The organism is Maribacter stanieri (assembly GCF_900112245.1).
Taxonomy (GTDB): domain Bacteria; phylum Bacteroidota; class Bacteroidia; order Flavobacteriales; family Flavobacteriaceae; genus Maribacter; species Maribacter stanieri.
Genome location: NZ_FOYX01000005.1, coordinates 6,363 through 26,692 on the forward strand (window position 1 = coordinate 6,363; position 20,330 = coordinate 26,692).

At 35.0% G+C, this 20,330-nt stretch carries 20 protein-coding genes; 9 read left to right on the forward strand and 11 right to left on the reverse strand.

Annotated features, from left to right (window positions below; translation table 11 throughout):
* The 7 genes from BM296_RS19725 to BM296_RS17975 all read left to right on the forward strand — a co-directional run.
* The coding region (locus tag BM296_RS19725; protein WP_218157901.1) for a collagen-like domain-containing protein at window positions 1-1,089 on the forward strand (1,089 nt) is incomplete at its 5' end.
* 32 nt (window positions 1,090-1,121) lie between these two features.
* Complete coding sequence (locus tag BM296_RS17950; protein ID WP_245787050.1) at window positions 1,122-3,143, forward strand: T9SS type B sorting domain-containing protein; 2,022 nt, start codon at window positions 1,122-1,124, stop codon at window positions 3,141-3,143.
* A 5-nt stretch (window positions 3,144-3,148) separates the two neighbouring features.
* Window positions 3,149-4,102 (forward strand): PorP/SprF family type IX secretion system membrane protein, encoded by a 954-nt coding sequence (locus BM296_RS17955; RefSeq protein WP_091905309.1) that lies wholly within the window; start codon window positions 3,149-3,151, stop codon window positions 4,100-4,102.
* Between the two features lie 70 nt (window positions 4,103-4,172).
* On the forward strand, window positions 4,173-4,703 hold the full coding sequence (gene idi / locus BM296_RS17960) for an isopentenyl-diphosphate Delta-isomerase (RefSeq protein WP_027067838.1): 531 nt from the start codon (window positions 4,173-4,175) through the stop codon (window positions 4,701-4,703).
* A complete protein-coding gene (locus tag BM296_RS17965) occupies window positions 4,703-5,110 on the forward strand; it encodes a 6-pyruvoyl trahydropterin synthase family protein (RefSeq protein ID WP_091905312.1) in 408 nt (135 codons plus the stop codon). The genes idi and BM296_RS17965 overlap by 1 nt, the downstream gene beginning before the upstream one ends.
* 79 nt (window positions 5,111-5,189) lie before the next feature.
* The gene (locus BM296_RS17970; RefSeq protein WP_027067836.1) at window positions 5,190-6,152 is read left to right on the forward strand and encodes a type I phosphomannose isomerase catalytic subunit; all 963 of its coding nucleotides are present in this window, start codon (window positions 5,190-5,192) and stop codon (window positions 6,150-6,152) included.
* A 58-nt stretch (window positions 6,153-6,210) separates the two neighbouring features.
* Window positions 6,211-6,480, forward strand: coding sequence for a hypothetical protein (locus BM296_RS17975; protein WP_027067835.1), 270 nt, complete (start codon window positions 6,211-6,213; stop codon window positions 6,478-6,480).
* Between the two features lie 79 nt (window positions 6,481-6,559).
* Here BM296_RS17975 and BM296_RS17980 read toward each other — a convergent pair whose 3' ends face one another.
* The 7 genes from BM296_RS17980 to BM296_RS18010 all read right to left on the reverse strand — a co-directional run bounded on the left by BM296_RS17980 (window position 6,560) and on the right by BM296_RS18010 (window position 15,135).
* Window positions 6,560-7,255, reverse strand: a complete 696-nt coding sequence (locus tag BM296_RS17980) for a DUF4369 domain-containing protein (protein ID WP_091905315.1) — start codon at window positions 7,253-7,255, stop codon at window positions 6,560-6,562.
* Window positions 7,256-7,336: 81 nt separating this feature from the next.
* A complete protein-coding gene (locus BM296_RS17985) occupies window positions 7,337-8,611 on the reverse strand; it encodes a DUF819 family protein (RefSeq protein WP_091905317.1) in 1,275 nt (424 codons plus the stop codon).
* A 34-nt stretch (window positions 8,612-8,645) separates the two neighbouring features.
* Window positions 8,646-9,449 carry a Cof-type HAD-IIB family hydrolase gene (locus BM296_RS17990; protein ID WP_091905320.1) on the reverse strand — a complete coding sequence of 268 codons (804 nt, stop codon included), beginning with the start codon at window positions 9,447-9,449 and terminating at the stop codon, window positions 8,646-8,648.
* A gap of 1 nt (window position 9,450) precedes the next feature.
* Window positions 9,451-11,649: a DUF5916 domain-containing protein gene (locus BM296_RS17995; RefSeq protein ID WP_091905583.1), complete on the reverse strand. Its 2,199-nt coding sequence runs from the start codon at window positions 11,647-11,649 to the stop codon at window positions 9,451-9,453.
* A 62-nt stretch (window positions 11,650-11,711) separates the two neighbouring features.
* The gene (locus BM296_RS18000) at window positions 11,712-11,879 is read right to left on the reverse strand and encodes a type II toxin-antitoxin system antitoxin (protein WP_091905323.1); all 168 of its coding nucleotides are present in this window, start codon (window positions 11,877-11,879) and stop codon (window positions 11,712-11,714) included.
* Window positions 11,880-11,936: 57 nt separating this feature from the next.
* Window positions 11,937-12,788: an SPFH domain-containing protein gene (locus BM296_RS18005; protein WP_027067830.1), complete on the reverse strand. Its 852-nt coding sequence runs from the start codon at window positions 12,786-12,788 to the stop codon at window positions 11,937-11,939.
* A gap of 85 nt (window positions 12,789-12,873) precedes the next feature.
* Complete coding sequence (locus BM296_RS18010; RefSeq protein ID WP_091905587.1) at window positions 12,874-15,135, reverse strand: transglycosylase domain-containing protein; 2,262 nt, start codon at window positions 15,133-15,135, stop codon at window positions 12,874-12,876.
* Window positions 15,136-15,223: 88 nt separating this feature from the next.
* Between BM296_RS18010 and BM296_RS18015 the strand changes: the two genes are divergently transcribed.
* Window positions 15,224-15,997 carry a S1/P1 nuclease gene (locus BM296_RS18015; RefSeq protein WP_091905326.1) on the forward strand — a complete coding sequence of 258 codons (774 nt, stop codon included), beginning with the start codon at window positions 15,224-15,226 and terminating at the stop codon, window positions 15,995-15,997.
* Between the two features lie 7 nt (window positions 15,998-16,004).
* Here BM296_RS18015 and BM296_RS18020 read toward each other — a convergent pair whose 3' ends face one another.
* Together BM296_RS18020 and BM296_RS18025 are read right to left on the reverse strand one after the other, a co-directional pair.
* Window positions 16,005-16,283, reverse strand: coding sequence for a TIGR03643 family protein (locus BM296_RS18020; protein ID WP_091905329.1), 279 nt, complete (start codon window positions 16,281-16,283; stop codon window positions 16,005-16,007).
* A 142-nt stretch (window positions 16,284-16,425) separates the two neighbouring features.
* A complete protein-coding gene (locus BM296_RS18025) occupies window positions 16,426-17,298 on the reverse strand; it encodes an AraC family transcriptional regulator (RefSeq protein ID WP_027067826.1) in 873 nt (290 codons plus the stop codon).
* Window positions 17,299-17,512: 214 nt separating this feature from the next.
* Here BM296_RS18025 and BM296_RS18030 point away from each other — a divergent pair, with 214 nt between their 5' ends.
* Complete coding sequence (locus BM296_RS18030; RefSeq protein WP_091905332.1) at window positions 17,513-18,097, forward strand: T9SS type A sorting domain-containing protein; 585 nt, start codon at window positions 17,513-17,515, stop codon at window positions 18,095-18,097.
* Window positions 18,098-18,150: 53 nt separating this feature from the next.
* Here the strand turns inward: BM296_RS18030 and BM296_RS18035 are convergent, their stop codons facing one another.
* Window positions 18,151-18,510 carry a DoxX family protein gene (locus BM296_RS18035; RefSeq protein WP_091905335.1) on the reverse strand — a complete coding sequence of 120 codons (360 nt, stop codon included), beginning with the start codon at window positions 18,508-18,510 and terminating at the stop codon, window positions 18,151-18,153.
* Window positions 18,511-18,533: 23 nt separating this feature from the next.
* Window positions 18,534-20,327: a DUF885 domain-containing protein gene (locus tag BM296_RS18040; RefSeq protein WP_091905338.1), complete on the reverse strand. Its 1,794-nt coding sequence runs from the start codon at window positions 20,325-20,327 to the stop codon at window positions 18,534-18,536.
* Window positions 20,328-20,330: the final 3 nt, after the last annotated feature.

The following is a 20,330-nucleotide window of genomic DNA, read 5'->3' on the forward strand; positions in this document are numbered from 1 at the left end:
CAAGGAGAAGTTGGTCCACAAGGACCGGCAGGTCCAGCGGGAGCTGATGGGAACGATGGTGCCACCGGTGCGACGGGACCACAAGGTCCAGCGGGAGCCGATGGAAACGATGGTGCCACCGGAGCAACGGGAGCAACAGGACCACAAGGTCCGGCAGGTCCCCAGGGTCCAGCAGGTCAGGATGGTCAGGATGGAGCAACAGGACCACAAGGTCCGGCAGGTCCCCAGGGTCCAGCAGGTCAGGATGGTCAGGATGGCGCAACAGGACCACAAGGTCCGGCAGGACAAGACGGTCAGGATGGTGCAGCAGGGCCACAGGGTCCGGTAGGTCCTCAGGGTCCAGCAGGTCAGGATGGTCAGGATGGCGCAACAGGTCCCCAAGGTCCAGCAGGTGATCCGGCAACGGATGATCAAACATTAGCAACAACAGGTGCTGCTGGTCAAATATCAATTACAGGAGGTAATGCTATTACTTTAAATGTAAATGATGCCGATTCAAATGCATCAAACGAGCTTCAAACATTATCTAAGTCAGGTACGAATATAACTTTGTCTAATGGTGGTGGTACAGTTTCAATCGCAGATAATGATAATAATTCAAATAACGAAATACAGACAATAACATCAACAAATGGTTCTGTAACAGTTACACAAACGGGTATTAATTATAACTTATCTGTACCAACAGCAAACGGTGCAGAAACGATTGTAGAAGCTGCGCCAGACACAGATATTAGTGTAAGTGGTACAGGTACATCAGCTGATCCATATTTGATAGCCAATACAAGACCTGATATTTTTTATCCGCCTTCTATAGAGGTAGATGTGGCGACAACGGGTACTGGTAGAACAATAGATTTACATGCAGAATACTTATCTCAATATGGTACGCCTTCAGTAGTTAGTGCAGGAGCACCAGCAGCAATACCAACGTATGCCAATACTGAATTATATTATTATGTTACGTATTTTGATCCTACTGTTTTTGCTAACGTTAGTGTTGATGCATTAGGTGAAATGACTTATGATGTTATTGCTGCACCAACGGATTATAATACATTGATTAATGTAGTTTTTGTAGCCAAATAATTAGCTTAATAAAGCTTAGATCCCAAATCGATTTGAAAAAAACGCATATATATAAAACCATATTTCTCAGTATCGTTACTACGATACTGGGGGTATTGGTATCTAATGCCCAGTTCTTACTTCAGGCACCTACGGATAGTGATCAAAATAACTTTCGTTGGTATGAAGCTTCAGACACGGTAACGGTACTTGGTACAGATTCTTTTTACGAAGTAACCCAACCAGGTATTTACTTTGCAACATATGATGGTACCTTATGTGGTTCTAATGCTACAGGTTATTTCATTGTAACGGATTGTAATAATCCAGACAATGAAGTAACGATGGATATTACTTCTAATGTGCCCAGTACAGCCTCGGTAAATTGGAGTCCACCCTTAGTAGGTGATCAGCTAAGACCAATGGTCATTGCAACAGATGCTGTGGTAAAGTATACGGCACTTGTTACTAAAGCGGGTAATACGTTCAGTCTTCCTAATTTTACAGTAGTGTGTTTACCACAAGCGGCAGATTTAGAAGATGATTTGGTTACAACAGACGAAGAAGTTCCTGTCGTTATTGATATTTATGATAATGATGCCGATTTACCAGATGTAGGTGCTCTAACAACTACAAATCCAGCTAATGGTTCGGTAACAATTGATGATGGTGGTACGCCAAACAATCCAATGGATGATATTGTTACTTATACTCCAGATGTAGATTTTAATGGTACAGATACTTTTGACTATACCATTTGTAATGCTTATGGAGATTGTAGTACGGCAACCGTAACTATAGAAGTATTACCAATATTAGATACTAACGATGATTCAATTGCAATTGATATCAATGCAATTACAGCTATTGATACATGGCAAGTAAACGATAATGATTTACCTACAGATGGTACATTTAGCGTAACGCAACCAACAAATGGTTCGGTAACTGTTGATGATAATGGTACACCAAATGATCCATCTGACGATATTCCAACATACTTCCCTAATAATAATTACTTAGGCACAGATGCTTTTGATTATACGGTTTGTGATGCAGTTGGTAATTGTAGCACATCTACCATAACAATTCTTATTAATCCTTTAGGTGTTGATATGGATAGTGATGATGATGGTATCGTTGATAGTTTTGAAGATCTGAATTTAGATGGTGATAATGACCCATCTACCGACCCAACAGATTCTGATGGTGACGGCTTCCCAGATTATTTAGATATCGATGCTGACGGCGATGGTATACCAGATAATGTTGAAGCTCAGGCGACGGCAGATTACATTCCGCCTTCAGGGATCGACGCGAATACCAACGGGTTAGATGATGCGTATGAAGCTAATGGTTTAACTGGATTGTTTCCTGTGGATACAGACGGAGATAACCTACCTGATTATTTAGATGAGGATAGTGATAATGATAATGTATTGGATGCTATTGAAGCTCATGACTACAATCACGATGGTATTACAGATGTAGTAAGAATAGGGTCTGATAAAGATAATGACGGACTTGATGACGGATATGAAGGTGCTATTTCAGTTGATATAGATGTCAATGATGAAATTGATGATCCTTACGCACAATTGCCAAATACCGATGGTGATGAGGAATCTGATTACAGGGATACCGATGATGACGATGATGGCATTGAGACCCGTGATGAGGATATTAACCTGAACGGTGACTATGTAGACGATGATTCTGATGGTGACGGCATACCTAACTACTTAGATTCAGATTTAGGTCAGCTAGAAGAAGAAATCGAAGTTTTCAACGTTATTACACCTAATGGTGATGGTATACACGATGTTCTAAGAATAGACGGATTACAGAACTATCCGAATAATACATTGAAAATCTATAACAGATGGGGTGTATCAGTCTATATGACAAGGGCGTATAATACAGAGGGTAATGTGTTTGACGGAACATCTGAAGGAAGAGTTACGGTAGATGTTGATCGTAAGTTACCAGTAGGTACATATTTCTATATTCTAGATTATGAACTACCTAATGGAGAAACAGAAACGCTTTCTGGTTACATATATATAAATAGATAAGAACAATGTTTTCAAAATATATATTCAATAATAAAATACAGGTACTAAAGCAAGTTGTCGCTATTGTGGCACTTTGCTTTGGAGTATTTTCTTATGGACAGCAAGACGCACAGTATACGCAGTACATGTATAACACCATAAGTGTAAACCCTGCTTATGCCGGTTCTCGAGGACATATTAGTATTGGTGCCTTACATAGATCGCAATGGGTAGGTTTAGATGGTGCGCCAACAACACAGACTTTTAATGCACACTCACCTATAGGGTATAGGGGGGTAGGTTTAGGTGTGTCAATAGTTAATGATGAAATAGGACCAACGTCAGAAACCAATTTTGATATTGATTTTTCTTATACCGTTTATACTTCAACGGAAGGCAGATTAAGTTTTGGTTTAAAAGCGAGTGCTAACTTGTTGGATGTTAGGTTTTCAGAATTAAATCAATATACTACAGATCCTACTTTGCAGCAAGATATAGATAACAGGCTTTCTCCTAACATTGGGGCTGGTGTATACTATCATACCGAAAGATTCTATTTAGGATTGTCAGTACCTCGTTTTTTAGAAACAACACATTTTCAAGAAACCAACCTATCTACAGCTAAAGAACAAATGAACTTGTATTTAATTACGGGGTACGTTTGGGATTTAAATGAGTCTTTAAAATTTAAACCGGCACTACTTACCAAAGCGGTAAAAGGTGCACCGTTACAGGTCGACTTATCTGCAAATTTCATGTTTAATGATAAATTTATTTTAGGAGCAGCCTACAGATGGGATGCCGCTTTTAGTGGTATGGCAGGCTTTAATGTGTCCAATAAATTCTTAATTGGTATTGCTTACGACAAGGAAACTACCGAACTAGGTAATGCAGCTTTCAACGATGGTTCATTTGAAGTAATTTTCAGATATGATTTTATTACGACCAAGAACAACCTCAAATCTCCACGTTTCTTCTAATTTTTCCTATTAACGTATTATTATATGTTCTACTTTTCGTAAAATAAGTTAAACGCCTTATTTTTACCTAATGAAGGAAGAACAGGTAATTCTCGTAAACGAAAATAACGAGCAAATAGGAACTATGCCCAAAATGGAAGCCCATGAAAAGGCTGTCTTACATAGAGCATTTTCTGTATTCATAACCAATGATAAGGGTGAGATCATGTTACAACAACGTGCGGCATCTAAATATCATTCTCCATTATTATGGACAAATACATGTTGTAGTCATCAACGTGTTGGCGAATCTAATATTGAAGCCGGTAAAAGAAGACTGCAAGAAGAAATGGGTTTTCAAGCGGAGTTAAAAGAATTATTCTCCTTTATTTACAAAGCTCCTTTTGATAATGGATTAACCGAGCATGAATATGATCATGTTATGTTGGGTAGTTTTAATTCAGAACCAAATATAAATCCAGAAGAGGTAGAAGCTTGGAAATGGATGTCTCCGCAATTGGTTAAAGAAGATATTGCTAATAATCCTGATGATTACACAGCTTGGTTTAAAATTATATTTGAGAAATTTTACGAACACTTATTTAATATACCAGCGAAATAATGAAAGTAAAAGTTAGTAGGAAAGCACATTTTAATGCTGCCCACCGTTTGTATAGAAAAGATTGGGACGATAGTAAAAACACTGAAATATTTGGAAAATGTAACAATCCTAATTTTCATGGGCATAACTATGAATTGATAGTAAGTGTAACCGGAGAGATAGATCCTGAAACTGGTTTTGTTATGGATATGAAGGTGTTAAAAGATCTGATCAAAGTAGAGATTGAAGACTATTTAGATCATAAAAATTTAAACATTGAGGTTGAGGAATTTAAAAGCTTAAACCCAACTGCAGAAAATATTGCCGTTATTATTTGGAAGAGATTAAGACAGCACATAACAAAGTCACATGATTTAGAAGTGGTGCTATATGAAACTCCAAGAAATTTTGTAACGTTCTCGGGATAAATTAATTACATTACTGCAAGAATAATCTCGAATTTACGTTTTTAACCTAATCAAATTGACCAATAAAAAATACACGATGATACATCCTTTAAAATTTAGACCAATCTTAAAAGAAAGACTTTGGGGAGGAACCAAGTTAAAAGAGGTTTTTGGTAAACCTATTGAAAGTGATATTACTGGAGAAAGTTGGGAGTTGTCTACTGTTAAAGGAGACATTTCTGTAATTGCAAATGGTAGCTTAGAAGGCAAATCACTCCAAGAACTTATAGATTCTAATGCAGAAGAGTTATTGGGAAAAAGTGTTGTTGAGCGTTTTGGAAAGGAATTTCCGATTTTAATTAAGTTTATTGATGCTAAACAAGATTTATCTATACAACTACACCCAAATGATGCGTTGGCAAAAGAGCGTCATGATTCTTTTGGTAAAACGGAGATGTGGTATATTATGGATGCAGATCCTAAAGCTGAACTAATTGTTGGTTTTAACAAAGATGTTACCAAAGAAGAATATGCTGAAAGTATTGCTAATGATACCTTGCTTGATCTTCTTAATTATGAGCAAGTTAAAGAAGGAGATACTTTTTTTATAAATACAGGTAAAATTCATGCTATTGGAGCAGGGGTAATGTTAGCAGAAATTCAACAAACTTCAGATGTTACTTACCGTGTTTTTGATTTTAATAGAAAGGATAAAGATGGTAATCTTCGTGAATTGCATACTGAGTTAGCGTTGGATGCAGTCGATTATGAAAAGAAAGATGATTTTAAAGTCTCTTATGGTCATAATAAGAATGAGGTAAATACAATGGTGGATTGCCCATACTTTAAAACAAACTTCATAGAACTTACAGAAAATTTAGAACTAGATACAACGCAAAGAGATTCTTTTACCATATTTATGTGCGTTGGTGGTGAAGCGTCAATTCATACAGCGGAAGGGGAAGTATCTATTAAAAGTGGTGAAACAGCCTTGTTACCGGCTTCTACCAATAAAATAACATTACAATCTACGGGAGCTAAACTGTTAGAAGTTACTATTTAAGGCTTAATTAACCGTATGGCAATTCAAAAATTGTATTTTTGCAAAAAAATAATTAGAGATGGCAAGTATTAAAAATTTAAAGAAAGATATTAATAATGTTCTTGGTGACATTATAGAAGGTGTTTATATAGTTGAGGCTGCCAATGGTACTACTCATTCAAAAGAAGGTACTGCTATCATAGATGAGGCAATTGTTTCATTTGATGAGTTAGTAGCTAAAGTCAACAAAAATGATGTTGAGAATAAAAAAGCACATTTTAAAGAAGTAAGAATGGACTTAGAGAAAAAAGCAACTAAATTGGTTGAAGACCTAAACAAGTTAGCTTAGTCTTAAGACTATTTAAAAACTAAAAAAGCATCCTAAGTTTAGGATGCTTTTTTTATTGTAACAAAGTGGTCTTCTCTATTTAATTCTTCTTTAATAGCGTAGCCAATTCCTTACCATATTTAGACGCTGCTACCTCTGGTGATAAAACACTGTAGATTGAATCTAAGTATTTAACATTTGCATCCGGTATTTCTTTTAAAGCAATATATGGTGCTATGAAAGATGATTTATTGTTAAGTGCAAAGTTGATGGCAAAAGCATAACCACGTTGTGTATTTCTATTACTAATATTTTGTAAAGAATCTATGCTCACTTGGCTAAGTTGATTTTCTGACTGAGCGGCTTTCATCATTATTTCAATATTTCTCTTATTTATCCCAGTCATGTTCTTTCTAAATTCCTCAAGTTTTTCTTGAGTTTCAGAGCCACTAATTTCCGCTGTAGTATCAAAAGTGTTCCAATCGGTATTGATAGTTATGGTTCCTGGTTCGGCAAAAAAAGTAATACGGTCGTTAATATCGTTATTATCCTTTTTATTTAAGTATAAGTAAAATACCTCAGGACTCAATAATTTGGTTTTGAAAGAAAAATTACCATCTCCATTTATAGCAACAGAATCAACGGTAACTAAAACACTGTCAGGCACATGCTGTAAATAAAGCATTCCTTTTTTTAGACCTTTTACTTTTCCGTTTACAATTAATGTTTCATCTGGGTTATCGCCGCAAGAACTTAATACCAATAATGCAGTAACAACAAATAATATTTTTTTCATTCTTTTTATTTAGGGCGCAAATATCTATAAAATTTGATAATAAAGAACGCCAAGCCTTATTTTCTTAGTAACAATGAATACTTATAGACTTGAAGCTACTTCCATTAGGTAAGCACAAAGTAATGCTCCACCGGTTCCTACAACATAACCTAATACCGCTAAAAGTACTCCAACAGATGTTAATGATGGGTGAAATTCAGCAGCCACTACTGGAGCTGATGCGGCACCACCAACATTGGCTTGGCTACCTACCGCTAAAAAGAAGTAAGGTGCTTTAATAAGTTTAGCCACTAATATCATTAAACCTGCATGTATGGTAATCCAAATAAATCCTACGGCTATCAATCCTGGATTTTCTAGTACTTTTCCTAAATCCATTTTCATACCTATTGTTGCAACTAAAATATAAATGAACATTCCGCCAATTTTACTGGCGCCTGCACCTTCATAATTTTTTGCTTTGGTAAAGGAAAGTGCTATCCCTAAACCCGTAGCAATAACAACCATCCAAAAGAAAGCAGAACCTAAGAAGGAAAGGAAACTTTTTTGATCACTTACCGCGTCAAATGTACTGGTAAGAAATGTACTGATATGGTCGCCAAAAAAATGCGCTAATCCTACGGCGGCAAAAGCTAATGACAACATTATCATATAATCATTTAACGTAGGTACTCGAGTAATTTTATCAGTAAATTCGGTTACTTTTATTTTTAAGGTTTCAATGGCAGAGGTATCTGCTTTCAACCATTTATCAATCTGTTTTGTTTTACCTACACCTAATAATACTATCGCCATCCAAACATTAGCTACAACGATATCAATTAATACCATGCCACCATATTTTTCAGGATTGTATTGAAAAATTTCTAACATAGCAGCTTGGTTTGCTCCACCACCGATCCAGCTTCCTGCAATAGTAGATAACCCTCTCCAAATAGCATCAAAATCGTTACCGCCTACAGTATCGGGAGAAAAAATAGCTACAATTAATATAGCTATAGGTCCACCTATGATTATACCCATACTACCTGTCAAAAACATGATAATTGCTTTTGAACCTAAATTAGAAATGGCCTTAATATCTATGCTAAGTGTCATTAGAACTAGGGCAGCTGGCAGTAAGTACCTGCTAGCCATAAAATACAGATTAGATATTTCATCAGAAATAATACCTGTACTGGTTAGTATGGCAGGTAGTAAGTAACACATAAGTACTGCAGGTACAATAGCGTAAAATTTACTCCAAAATCCGGTTTTTAAACTTGATGTGTAAAAGATGAATCCTAAACATAGAGCTAACAGTCCAAAGACTACCGTATCATTTGAAATTAATGGTTGTACAAGAAGGTATGGCATAAATATTTTGATAAGTTGCTATTTTCAAATATAGTTAAATAACCAAGTTTTCTGCAATATAATGGGCTACACCATCTTTTGTATTTTCTAGAGTGATGTGATTAGAAATTGCTTTTACTTCTTCTCTAGCATTGGCAACGGCAACACCGAAGCCAACATTTTCAAGCATTTCAATATCATTGTAATTGTCGCCAAAAGCGATAATATCATTTAAAGTCTCATCTTCTTTCATCAACGCTTTAATTGCCGAGAGTTTTGATACCGATTTTGGTGCGATTTCAATAAGCGTATCATTAGAGCGATATAGGTTGAGAGCTACACCTAATTCCTGTTGAAGAGTAGGCATTAAAGTATCGGCACTTGCTTTGGTACACATGAGCATAATTTTATGGGCACCTATGTTACGTTTTTCCCAATTACTTAATGTATGCTCGGTATCTTGAAATACAGGCGTAGATTTTGTGTATTTGATTTCTTTTTCAACCCTTAATGAAGTTTTTGGTACATACCATTCATTATTGAAGTATAATCCTAAATCCGCTTCAAGTCCGTTGCATAGCTTGTAAATTTCTTTTAAAATATCCGTAGGAATAAAAACTGAAGTGAGTTCTGTGTTTCCAGATAAGACTAGAGCTCCATTGTAACAAATAATAGGTTGTTCGGTAATACCTAAGTCTTCTTGAATATACCGCATACCACTTGGCATTCTAGCAGAAACAAGTATGATCTTAGTCTCGTTTTTTATTTTATTAATTTGTTCAATTGCATTTTTAGAAACATCACTTTTAGTAGAAAGTAAAGTTCCGTCTAAATCTGAACACAAAATTTTATACTTCATTCTAGATATTTAACCAGTAAGTGAGTTTTAAATTTATGGAACGATATTTTGGCTCAAAAGAGTTGACGAAATAATTATCATTATACACGATAAATAAATCGGATAGGGGAGCAAAACGCCATTGTAGACGAGAGTTGACCCCTAAATTATCTCTTTGATTACTATACTGTACCAGTGTAGACCAAAATATAGATTTGCTAAAGGTAACATCTATTTTTGGGCTAATAAGCCAAATATCGGTGCTTGAATATGGTTGCGGTAGTGATATTCTGTCATAATTCATAGCTAGAGATAAAAATACCTTTGGTTGAAACCTTAGAAACATTTCAGCACTTAATGAAAATCTATCGCCATTATAAAAACTACCCATGGTGGGCGCAACAGAATATGCAAACCTTTTTCTACTGTCTGATTGATATTCTAATGAAACATAGTTATAATGGTAACCTAATAGACCAGGTAACGGTATAGCATCATCCAAATCTGTTGGGTCAAATTCTTCAAAGAGATAGGTATATGAATGTGTGTAGGAAACATTGATTTCTGACTGATCATTGAATTTGGATTCCCAAGCACCCATTAAATCATAATCTGTATGTAAAAAGTCATTTTCCGGACTCCATGTCATAACTGGGAAAAATTGAAAACTATGACTTTGTAGTGCACTGTCTTCCGGCCAAAATACACGTTCTACCATGGTGGCTGCTTTAAAAATATCGGTTCTACGAATAAAACCAAGATCAGATCTAAAATCTTCACCAATATACACCATGTCTTCAAAAAAGTTCCAGTTTCTAGAGTTGTATTGCATAAACGCCCCGGATGAAAGATTTGCTTTTCCTGCATTATGGGCAAATGATTTATGCAGATAGAATTTACCGTTCCAAATATTGTTATTTGAAATTAGATTGTAATCTATACCAGCTACTCTATTATATCGGTCTTCGGGATCTTGAAATTCGTAATCTCCAAAAGTTTGTCTATTAATAAAGAACATACCAATGTTAGAACGACCAAAGATAGATTGCTGTAGAGCTAGCATGGTATTGTTGTTGGAGGCAATATTTTCCTCTAGGTCTTCACCAGTTTGCAGGTTTAGAAAGCCTAGTCTTAGGCTCTTGGTGACTTTACCACTTAAACGAACACCACCAATAATTTTGTTCTCAATAGAATTGTCGGCTGTATCTTTAGCAATTCCTATACGCCTAGAGAAAAAAGGATTGGCATCTCTACCGCCACCAAAACTGCCAAATAGGTCGCTATTATCGATAAAAAATTGTCTTTTCTCAGGAAGAGAAACCTCAAAACGCGTTAAGTTAGTTATTTGGTCATCTACTTCTACCTGAGAAAAATCTGGGTTGACCGTAATATCTAAGTTCATACTATTACCAATAGCAACCTTGGCATCTCCACCAGCTTTTATATTGGTGTTGCCATCGTTTAATTCATAATCTTTTTGGGAAATCATATTCACATAAGGAATAACGGTTAGGGGAGTACTGTATTTTCCTAAAGGCTTTTCAAAAACCATATCTCCCATGAAGGTTAGACCATAGATATTCTGGTTTTGAGGAATATTCATCCAAGTACTGTTCTCGTTAGATTGGGTGTCAAATCTATAGCTATTAAATCTCCACTTTTTTTCACCTTCTTTGAATTTGAAAGCAGTTAAGGGTATAACCATTTCCGCGGTGTAGTAATCATCATAAATTTTAGAATCCCCACGCCATTTTACATCCCATGAGATAGTAAATCCGTTTAAATTTAATCCACCACCAGAAACAAGACCTTCACGGCGAACTCCGTATGGGTTTATACCAAAAAGAAAAGCATTGTTACCATCATTAAACGTGTCGAAAAGTAACGTAATGTTATCACTGTTACCAGCTCTAAAATCTCGCTTTAAAGATTGAATGGAATAATCTTTACCAGCTGTATAGACAGTAATGCCAACATAAAGGTTGTCATCATCATACAACATTTTAATTTCGGTCTGTTTTTTGGACTGTACGGTGTCTAGGGGAAAGTATTGCCAAAAATCATTAGCCTGATCTGCTGTAGACCAACTCTGTTCATCTAAGATTCCGTCTGGTGTTATTTCAACATTAACTTTTTTAACAACGAATGATTTATTTTTCGTTTGGGTATGTGCAGAAAAGCAAAGAAGCACAAGTACAAGTGTACTTAAATATTTGGTCATTTTGGTCATAGTCTGGTAGTTGACCAAATTTAACATTTTGTTTGATTAAATACGTGCTAAACTCATTTTGGTTTATTTTGCTTAGGTTCTCTCTTTGCTTCTTTTAAAGCTTTCATCAACATCCATTCAATTTGCCCATTAGTGCTACGAAATTCATCTGCAGCCCATTTCTCAATAGCTTGCAGCATCTCTTCGTTAACACGTAATGCAAAAGGTTTTTTCTTACTCATTTAGAAATTAAACTTTTCAATATTCTTAATTCGGAACCATTAGGTTAAGAAATCTGATCAATGATTTAAAGTCCCAGTATTAACAATAGGAGCTACATCTTTATCGGAACAAAGTACAACCATTAGGTTACTAACCATCGCAGATTTTCTTTCATCGTCTAAAGCTACCAAATTTTTCTTGCTCAATTCTTCTAAAGCCATTTCTACCATACTTACGGCTCCTTCAACAATTTTGTGTCTTGCGGCAACTATTGCGGTAGCTTGTTGTCTACGTAACATGGCATTTGCAATCTCTTGAGCATATGCTAAATATCCTATTCTAGCTTCCAAAACTTCTATGCCGGCCATCGATAAACGTTCTTGTACTTCTTGTTCTAATGCTTCGCTTACTTCATTAACACTTGATCTTAAGGTTATATCTTCATCTAAACCTTCATCGGCAAAATTATCATAAGGGTACATGCTCGCTAATTTACGTACAGCTGCATCTGTTTGTACGCGAACGAAATTTTGGTAATCATCTACATCAAAGGCAGCTTTATAGGTATCGGTAACACGCCAAACCAATATAGTACTTATCATTATTGGGTTACCTAACTTGTCGTTTACTTTTAGTCGCTCACTATCAAAGTTACTTGCCCTCAAAGAAATTCTTCTTTTAGTATATAGAGGATTCGTCCAAAAAAGACCGTTTTCTTTTATTGTACCCACATATTTGCCAAATAATAGCAAAACTCTTGAGCTATTTGGATTTACCAATACAAAACCTGCACACATAATCAATGCGGCAACAATCATAAAGGCACCAACATAAATTCTTAATAGTGCTATTCCTCCAATTAATAATGCTAAAGCAACAAAAAGCATTAAGTAACCATTTTGAGCTTTGTGGGTTTTTTCTATTTTCATAATTTATGATATTAAATTGATATCATAAATATATCAAATTAAATAACACGAATTACAGTTTAATTGAAATTGATTAATAAATCGATCAACCATTAAACTTTTTACTTTTCTTTTTATTCGGATTTTTAAAGAGGCGTTTAAAGAATCCATCTCGTTTTACGGGGTCGCAATTCAATGATTCTAATACTGAAGATGATGGGTTTGGAAAATTAGGTTTTGTATAGTTATAAAAATCTTTGTCTTTATTCAGTTCTTTCATCCAAAGTCCAAATAGGGGTAAGGCAGCATTTGCACCTTGTCCTATACTAGTATTACTAAATCCTATTTCGTGTTGATCCAAACCAACCCATGTTATATGCACTAGTTTTGGGGTAAGGGCTACAAACCAAGCATCTTTATTATTTTGAGTAGTTCCGGTTTTACCGGCAATATCATTTTTTAGTCCGTACGTAGTTCTTAGCCTAGATGCTGTACCATCATTAATTGTGGATTTCATCATTTCAATCATAATTTGACCAGTTTCTTTAGAAAAAGCGGATTTTTTACTCAATTCTGATTGAAATTCGACTAAAATTGAGTCCTTATGATTAGAAATACTCTTTATCAAATTGGGTTTAATGTGCTTGCCATTATTTGCATAGCTTGTGTATGCTTGGGCTAAATCGATAATTTTTAATTCTCCCGTACCTAAAGCAATAGACGCTTCGTTGGGTAATTTATCTTCAATACCCATTGCCGCTGCCATTTCTAAAACATTTCCAATACCGGCTTTCTCTAAAACTTTTACTGCAATGGTATTTATTGAATTACTAAGACCCTCTTCCATAGAATAGTTGAGGTAAGCTTCGTCTTTACTTCCAGAATTAGAAGGAGACCAACCTTTTAAATTATCATATTCAATTTCTTCTGCAGAAAAATATGTGCACGGAGAAACGCCTTGCTCTACGGCAGTGGTGTAAACGATTGGTTTAAACGTTGATCCAACCTGCCGTTTGCTTTGAGAAATATGGTCATATTTATATTGTTCAAAATTTATACCGCCAATCCAAACTAAGATGTCTCCATTTGTTGGGTCTACGGCTAAAGAACCTGTATTTAAGAATTTGGTATAGTGCTGTATACTGTCCATTGTGCTAGCAGTAACTTCTTCATCACCTTCCCAAGAATTAAAAGTTCTTTTTTTCTTGTCTTTAGATAAGCTGTCAATAATTTGTTCATGAGATAACCCAGATTCTTGCAATCTTTTGTAGGAAGGAGTTCGTTTGGCTATCTTTTGCATTAGGTTCTTATCTTTTAGCCAGGGCGCATTTTTACCATAACTCTTTTCAAAACTATTTTGTAATTTAGACATGTGGTCTACCATAACTTCTTCTGCCAGTTTTTGCATTTTATAGTTTAGGGTAGTGTAAATTTTTAATCCAGATGTATAGATATTGTAATCAGTATTATTTTCATTTTGTTCTTTGATCCAACGTAACATTTCTTTACGCACCTCTTCTCTAAAATATGGCGCAATACCCGCATTATAGTCAAACTCTCGGTAGTCGAGATTTAACCCTTCTTGAGAGAATTGAGCAACTTGTTCTTCTGAGATAAAATTGTTGTTATACATTGCCCGTAGTACCAAATTACGTCTGCCCAAACTTTTATCCGGAAATACTCTGGGGTTATACCCATAAGTTGCTTTAAGCATGCCCACTAAGGTAGCAGCTTGTGGTGCGGAAATATCTGTAGTACGAGAATTAAAGAATTTTAAAGCGGCACTTTCAATACCAAAAGTATTATCGCCGAAAGAAACTGTATTTAGGTAATTGGTGAGAATTTCATCTTTTGTAAATATTTTCTCGAGCCTTTTGGCAATAATCATTTCCTTGATCTTATCTACTATGATATTTGTTTTGTTTCTTTCTTTCCTCGGATAAAGGTTCTTCGCCAATTGTTGGGTTAATGTACTACCGCCACCAGAAGAATTGTCTCCTAAAAGAATGGTTTTAAAACCTACACGAATAAGACTTCTAATATCAATACCATTATGTTCATAGAAGCGTTCATCTTCAATAGCGATTAAAGCATGCTTTAAATGTTCAGGAAAATCATTGAAAGTAATTGGCTGTCTATCATATAAATAATACTTGCCAATAAGAACACTATCTGCAGTAAAAACCTCAGATGCCATTTGATATTGAAAGCTAGAGAGTTCTTTTTTAGATGGTATCTTTCCCCATAATCCGAGGTTTACACTACCAACAAAAATTAAAAAAAGAGCAAATAGGCATAGTACTCCTATACCTAGTACCTTAAAAATACTTCTTTTTCGTTTAGATGGTTTTCTCGTCTTCTTCTTCATTTGTGCAAGTTCAGATATAAATTCAATCTTACCAAGTTTTAACAATAGCTTAAAATTTGTTGTACTATTTTTGGGCAAAATTTTAGAGATGAAGATTAGTATTATTTTATTGTTTTTAGTGACGAATTTTGCCTTTGCAAATGATATGTATTGGTCAAAGACAGGACATAGGGTAGTAGGGGAAGTTGCTGAACAGCATTTAAGTAAGAAAGCAAAACGTGCTATATCAGAGTTATTGGAGGGAGAAAGCTTGGCTGCGGTTGCTAATTTTGGAGATGAAATAAAATCGGATCGTGCATATCGTAAGTTCAGCGCTTGGCACTATGTAAATATTCCTTTTGGTAAAACATACGCAGAAATAGAGAAGAACGAATATGGCGATTTGGTACAAGGCGTTAATACCTGTTTAGAAATTATAAAAGATAAAAATAGTAGAAAGGAGGATAAAGCTTTCTATTTGAAATTTCTAGTGCACTTAATTGGTGATTTACACCAGCCTATGCACGTAGGTAGGGAAGAAGATAAAGGCGGAAATGATATACAATTACAATGGTTTGGTAGTGGAACCAATTTGCATAGAGTTTGGGATTCTAACCTTATCAATGAAAACGGTATGAGTTTTACTGAACTTGCCTCAGAATATCCAAAAATGTCCAAGCAACAGATAAAATTTTTACAAGACGGCAGTTTATTGGACTGGGTGGAAGAGTCGCATTTATTGGCAGAAAAACTATATGCTTCAGTTGAGCCGGGCGAAAAATTGAGTTACCGTTATAGTTATGATTGGTGGGATACTGCTGCCAATCAATTGCAAAAAGGCGGAGTTCGTCTTGCAGCGGTACTAAACGAAGCGTTTAAGTAATTCTAAATTACCTTTTAGAAATTTTATTGCCGCTTATATTTCGTTGTCTAGAACATTTAAAACGGTCCATTTCATCTGATCTAAGTTTGGCATGTTTAGTAGTACGGCCTTGAACGCGTTTACGCCACATTCTAAAACTACTTGGTTTCATTTCGCGACGCATGACTTCGATAGTCTCTTGTTCGCTAATACCAAATTGGAAAGTAATGGCTTCAAATGGTGTACGGTCTTCCCATGCCATTTCAATAATACGGTCTAATTCTCTTTCTGTAAATTCTTTAATCATAGCGATATAAAGGTACTACATGAACATAAATTAGCAATAATACATATCAACTTTTTTGTACCTCAAAAAAAGCTTCTAATTAGTATGTGTAGATACCAACTAGAAGCTTACTATTGTTTAATGCTATATATAAGGTAAAAACTTATACCAATATAGTTTTTAGTTCATTTCTATATTCCGACGGATTTTGACCGGTAAATGCCTTGAACGATTTATTGAAGTGCGAAAAGTTATTGAATCCACATTCAAAACAAACTTCTGTAATGCTCATTGGTTTCTCTGCCAAAAGTTTAGAGGCATGTACTAAACGATACTCGTTTACAAATTGTATAAACGTTTTATTCGTCATTTTTTTAAAATATCTACAGAAAGACGGTATGGTCATACTTACCATAGTTGATATTTCTTCTAGCGTTAATTCTTCACGAAAGTTACTCTTTACGTGATTGAATACTATATTAATACGATCATTGTCTTTTACATCGGTAGTAAAAGAAAATCCTTCAGCATTCAATAAGCGCATATCATCAGAATTGCCCAGGTCATTTAATATATTAAGGATAGAAAGAAGACGTTGAAAATCTGTTTGATATTCTAACACTTCCATTTTATCGCCAATCTTTCTTTTCGTTTTACCAGAAAAGGCAATTCCGCCACTAGCTTTATTAAAAAGACTTTCAATTTTCCTCATTTCAGGAATCTTAAAGAAATCGGTTCCTAGAAAATCGGTTTTCATCTGTACAACAGTTTCACTGGTATTACCGGTAAGGGCATCAGTGAATCCGCAATGTGGAAGATTACTTCCTATTAATATAAGGTCTCCATTTGTATAATAAGATACATGACTACCAATTTGTCTTTTACCAGAACCACCATTTACATAAACCAATTCTAGTTCTGGGTGGTAATGCCAAAGATTATTTTTATTCAGTTTATGCTCATCAAATTTCTGATAAGTGAAAGAATGACCAAAGTCTGGCTCAATAGCTTCGAATGTAGGTTTATTTTTTAGCATAATACTTAGGGGTTACAGTATAAAATTAAACATCTAATTTTAGTTGTTCTTTGCAAAATTAACTAAAATCTATGTAATCTTAACATAGGGGTAAGAAAGGTTATGTGAAGTGGTTAAAATAGCACATAAATTGGGAAAATATGATGTAGTGAGAGCTTTACATCGGCTGTATGTTTGCAGTGTAAATTATCATTAACCCTTAAAATAATTTATTATGAAAAACCTAGTAAAATTCACAACAGTTGTTGCCTTTATGTTAGCTACAGTAGCAGGCATGGCAAGAGAGCCAAAATTAAACCTATTATCTGCAGGTAAAGCCAAGAGTGTGGTTTTAACAATGGATGCTTCAGTAAATGGCGTTCAGGTTAAGTTAATGGATTCTGATTTAAATGTTATTTATTCAGAAAAAATGAGCGAGGGACAATTTAGCAAGAAACTAAACCTTAAAGATTTAACAGATGGTGTTTATTTCCTATCTGCCGATAATAACATGACAGAATATTCATATACAATTGTTTTAGATAACAATGATGTGAGAATCGTAGAGTCTGATGAAGATATCAAGCCTTTCTTTAGAAAGACTGATAATATGATCTTCATGAACTACTTAAACTTAGATAAATCTAAATTATCTATTAAGGTATACGATACAGAAAGTAGAACAGTATTTACACAAGAAGTAGCAGATGAAATGATTGTTGAAAAAGCATTCAATTTCACAGATGCTTTTCCAGGAACTTACACGGTAACAGTGAAGTCTGCTGGTAAAACATATACTGAAGAGTTTGTTGTTAATTAAGTTGATTTAAGTTGATTTTAAAAAGGGGACGGGAGCGTCCCCTTTTTTGTTTTCTATACTTTTAAATATATAAATGCCCAATACATAAGAGCAAACTGTAATGGTAGTCTTAGAAGTAAAACCCATTTAGGAAAACCTGCACTTGCTTTCTCGCTAGACAACATATAAAAGTGTACTAATAAAAATACCGCGAGCATAGCTATAATACCATAAATGGAGAAGTCTTTAGTTACTTTGAAAAAAAGACCAAAACCAAAAATGATTTCTGCTAAACCGCTTAATAAGACTAAAGGTTTGTGAAAAGGCAGGTACCGTGGCATAATTCTTAAATATACCTTGGGTTTAATAAAATGCAAGATTCCGCCAATTATATAAATTGCGCCCATTAGATATAAATGCCAAGGATATGCCATAAGTTATTTTTGGAAAATGGAATTTAAGCTTTAGTGTTCGCTGAAATCCATTTCATTAATTGTTCTTCAAGTAGCGCCAATGGTACACAACCAAGTTCAAGTACTTTTTCGTGAAAAACCTTTATGTCAAAATCGCTACCTAAATTAGCTTCGGCTTTAGCGCGTAACTCCATAATTTTAAGTTGACCAATTTTATAAGATAACGCCTGACCTGGGTTTGCCATATATCTTTCTATTTCAGCAGTTATACTAGCTTCAGATTCTGCTTCGTTGTCTAAAGAATATTGAATAGCTTTTTCTCTAGACCATCCTTTAGAATGAAGACCTGTGTCAACAACCAAACGAACGGCACGATGCATTTCTGCACCCAACATTCCAAAATATTGGTAAGGATCTTTATAAAGACCTAATTCTTTACCTAAAGATTCTGTGTACAAAGCCCATCCTTCGCCATAAGCACTATACCATAAAGATTTTCTAAACTGTGGTAAATCTTCGTTCTCTTGAGTTAGGGAAATTTGAAAGTGATGTCCAGGAATTGCTTCATGTAAAAATAAGTCCTCATCAGAATAAGTGTTATACGAAGTAACATCTGGTATAGGAACATAAAAAATACCAGGTCTGGTACCGTCTAAGGAACCGGGGTTATATTCTGCACTAGCAGAAGCTTCTCTAAAAGCTTCGGTACGTCTTACTTCGAAAGGTGTTTTAGGTTGTTTGCTGAATAGGGCATTTACCTTGGGCATCATTCTTTTATGAATATCATTGAAATTTGCAATAACCTGCTCTGGATCGGTAAAAGGCATTAGTTCTTTTTTATTGCGAACCTCCCCAAAAAATGCTTTCAAATCTCCTTTAAAACCAACTTGTTTTTTTACGGCTTCCATTTCAGCACTAATTCTTGCAACTTCTTTTAGTCCAATTTCATGAATTTCATCGGCAGACATAGTAGTTGTCGTATACAGTTTAATTTGGTGAGCGTAGAATGCATCACCATTAGGTATACCTTGTATGCCACTGGTTTCTCTACCGGCATTAAGATATTCGGTAGCCATAAAATTATGAAGCTCTTTATATGCAGGAATAATTTCGTTGTTGATAATGTTCTTATAAACTTCTATCAATCTTAATTTATCTGATTCAGAAAACTCAGCAGGAAAGTTTTTAAGAGGAGAATAGAACAAGTTTTCTTCCAACTTAGCGTCTGCCACACTTGCTAATTGCGGTAATACTTTTTTGATAAGAGATTTTGGAAGTACATTTTTAACTTTTATACCTTCTTGCATTTTAGTTTTTGCAGAATGTAACCAAACTACATAGTCTTCTAAACGCTTGCTCCAGTTAACATAATCTTCTGTTGTATTAAATGGTTGTGCACTTGTGCCACCAGCTAATTGACCCATCATCAAATTCATAGACCACATTTGGTCAATAGGAGTATATTGCTCAAAAGCAAGACCTTCTAAATTTACTTGACATTCCCATTTTAATATAGATTTGGACATTTGCTCACTTTCAGAAAGTTGAGCGTTGTCAAATTTTTCAGCTTTTTTTAAATAACTGGTGTAATAATTTTTCAGCTCTTTATTATAGTCATCTGAAAGAAAGTTAGGTAAGGTATCATTGTAACTATTATTACCTTGAAAAGTGGCGATTAGGGGATTCAATTTTAATCCATCTTCATAATAATGCGCCAATAGCGTAATAAAGCCAATGTTATGAATAGTAGGGTTGGTAGTAACCTCAGAATTGGGTTTTAATTGCGCTTCGGTATTTAGCCCAGTAATTAAGGCAAATAATATAAATAGCTTTTTCATTAA

Bases quoted from the DNA above. Each gene is read 5' to 3' on its own strand.
- BM296_RS17955 (WP_091905309.1), top strand. From the start codon at position 3,149: ATGTTTTCAAAATATATATTCAATAATAAAATACAGGTACTAAAGCAA.
- idi (WP_027067838.1), top strand. From the start codon at position 4,173: ATGAAGGAAGAACAGGTAATTCTCGTAAACGAAAATAACGAGCAAATA.
- BM296_RS17965 (WP_091905312.1), top strand. From the start codon at position 4,703: ATGAAAGTAAAAGTTAGTAGGAAAGCACATTTTAATGCTGCCCACCGT.
- BM296_RS17975 (WP_027067835.1), top strand. From the start codon at position 6,211: ATGGCAAGTATTAAAAATTTAAAGAAAGATATTAATAATGTTCTTGGT.
- BM296_RS17980 (WP_091905315.1), bottom strand. From the start codon at position 7,255: ATGAAAAAAATATTATTTGTTGTTACTGCATTATTGGTATTAAGTTCT.
- BM296_RS17985 (WP_091905317.1), bottom strand. From the start codon at position 8,611: ATGCCATACCTTCTTGTACAACCATTAATTTCAAATGATACGGTAGTC.
- BM296_RS17990 (WP_091905320.1), bottom strand. From the start codon at position 9,449: ATGAAGTATAAAATTTTGTGTTCAGATTTAGACGGAACTTTACTTTCT.
- BM296_RS17995 (WP_091905583.1), bottom strand. From the start codon at position 11,649: ATGACCAAATATTTAAGTACACTTGTACTTGTGCTTCTTTGCTTTTCT.
- BM296_RS18000 (WP_091905323.1), bottom strand. From the start codon at position 11,879: ATGAGTAAGAAAAAACCTTTTGCATTACGTGTTAACGAAGAGATGCTG.
- BM296_RS18005 (WP_027067830.1), bottom strand. From the start codon at position 12,788: ATGAAAATAGAAAAAACCCACAAAGCTCAAAATGGTTACTTAATGCTT.
- BM296_RS18010 (WP_091905587.1), bottom strand. From the start codon at position 15,135: ATGAAGAAGAAGACGAGAAAACCATCTAAACGAAAAAGAAGTATTTTT.
- BM296_RS18015 (WP_091905326.1), top strand. From the start codon at position 15,224: ATGAAGATTAGTATTATTTTATTGTTTTTAGTGACGAATTTTGCCTTT.
- BM296_RS18020 (WP_091905329.1), bottom strand. From the start codon at position 16,283: ATGATTAAAGAATTTACAGAAAGAGAATTAGACCGTATTATTGAAATG.
- BM296_RS18025 (WP_027067826.1), bottom strand. From the start codon at position 17,298: ATGCTAAAAAATAAACCTACATTCGAAGCTATTGAGCCAGACTTTGGT.
- BM296_RS18030 (WP_091905332.1), top strand. From the start codon at position 17,513: ATGAAAAACCTAGTAAAATTCACAACAGTTGTTGCCTTTATGTTAGCT.
- BM296_RS18035 (WP_091905335.1), bottom strand. From the start codon at position 18,510: ATGGCATATCCTTGGCATTTATATCTAATGGGCGCAATTTATATAATT.
- BM296_RS18040 (WP_091905338.1), bottom strand. From the start codon at position 20,327: ATGAAAAAGCTATTTATATTATTTGCCTTAATTACTGGGCTAAATACC.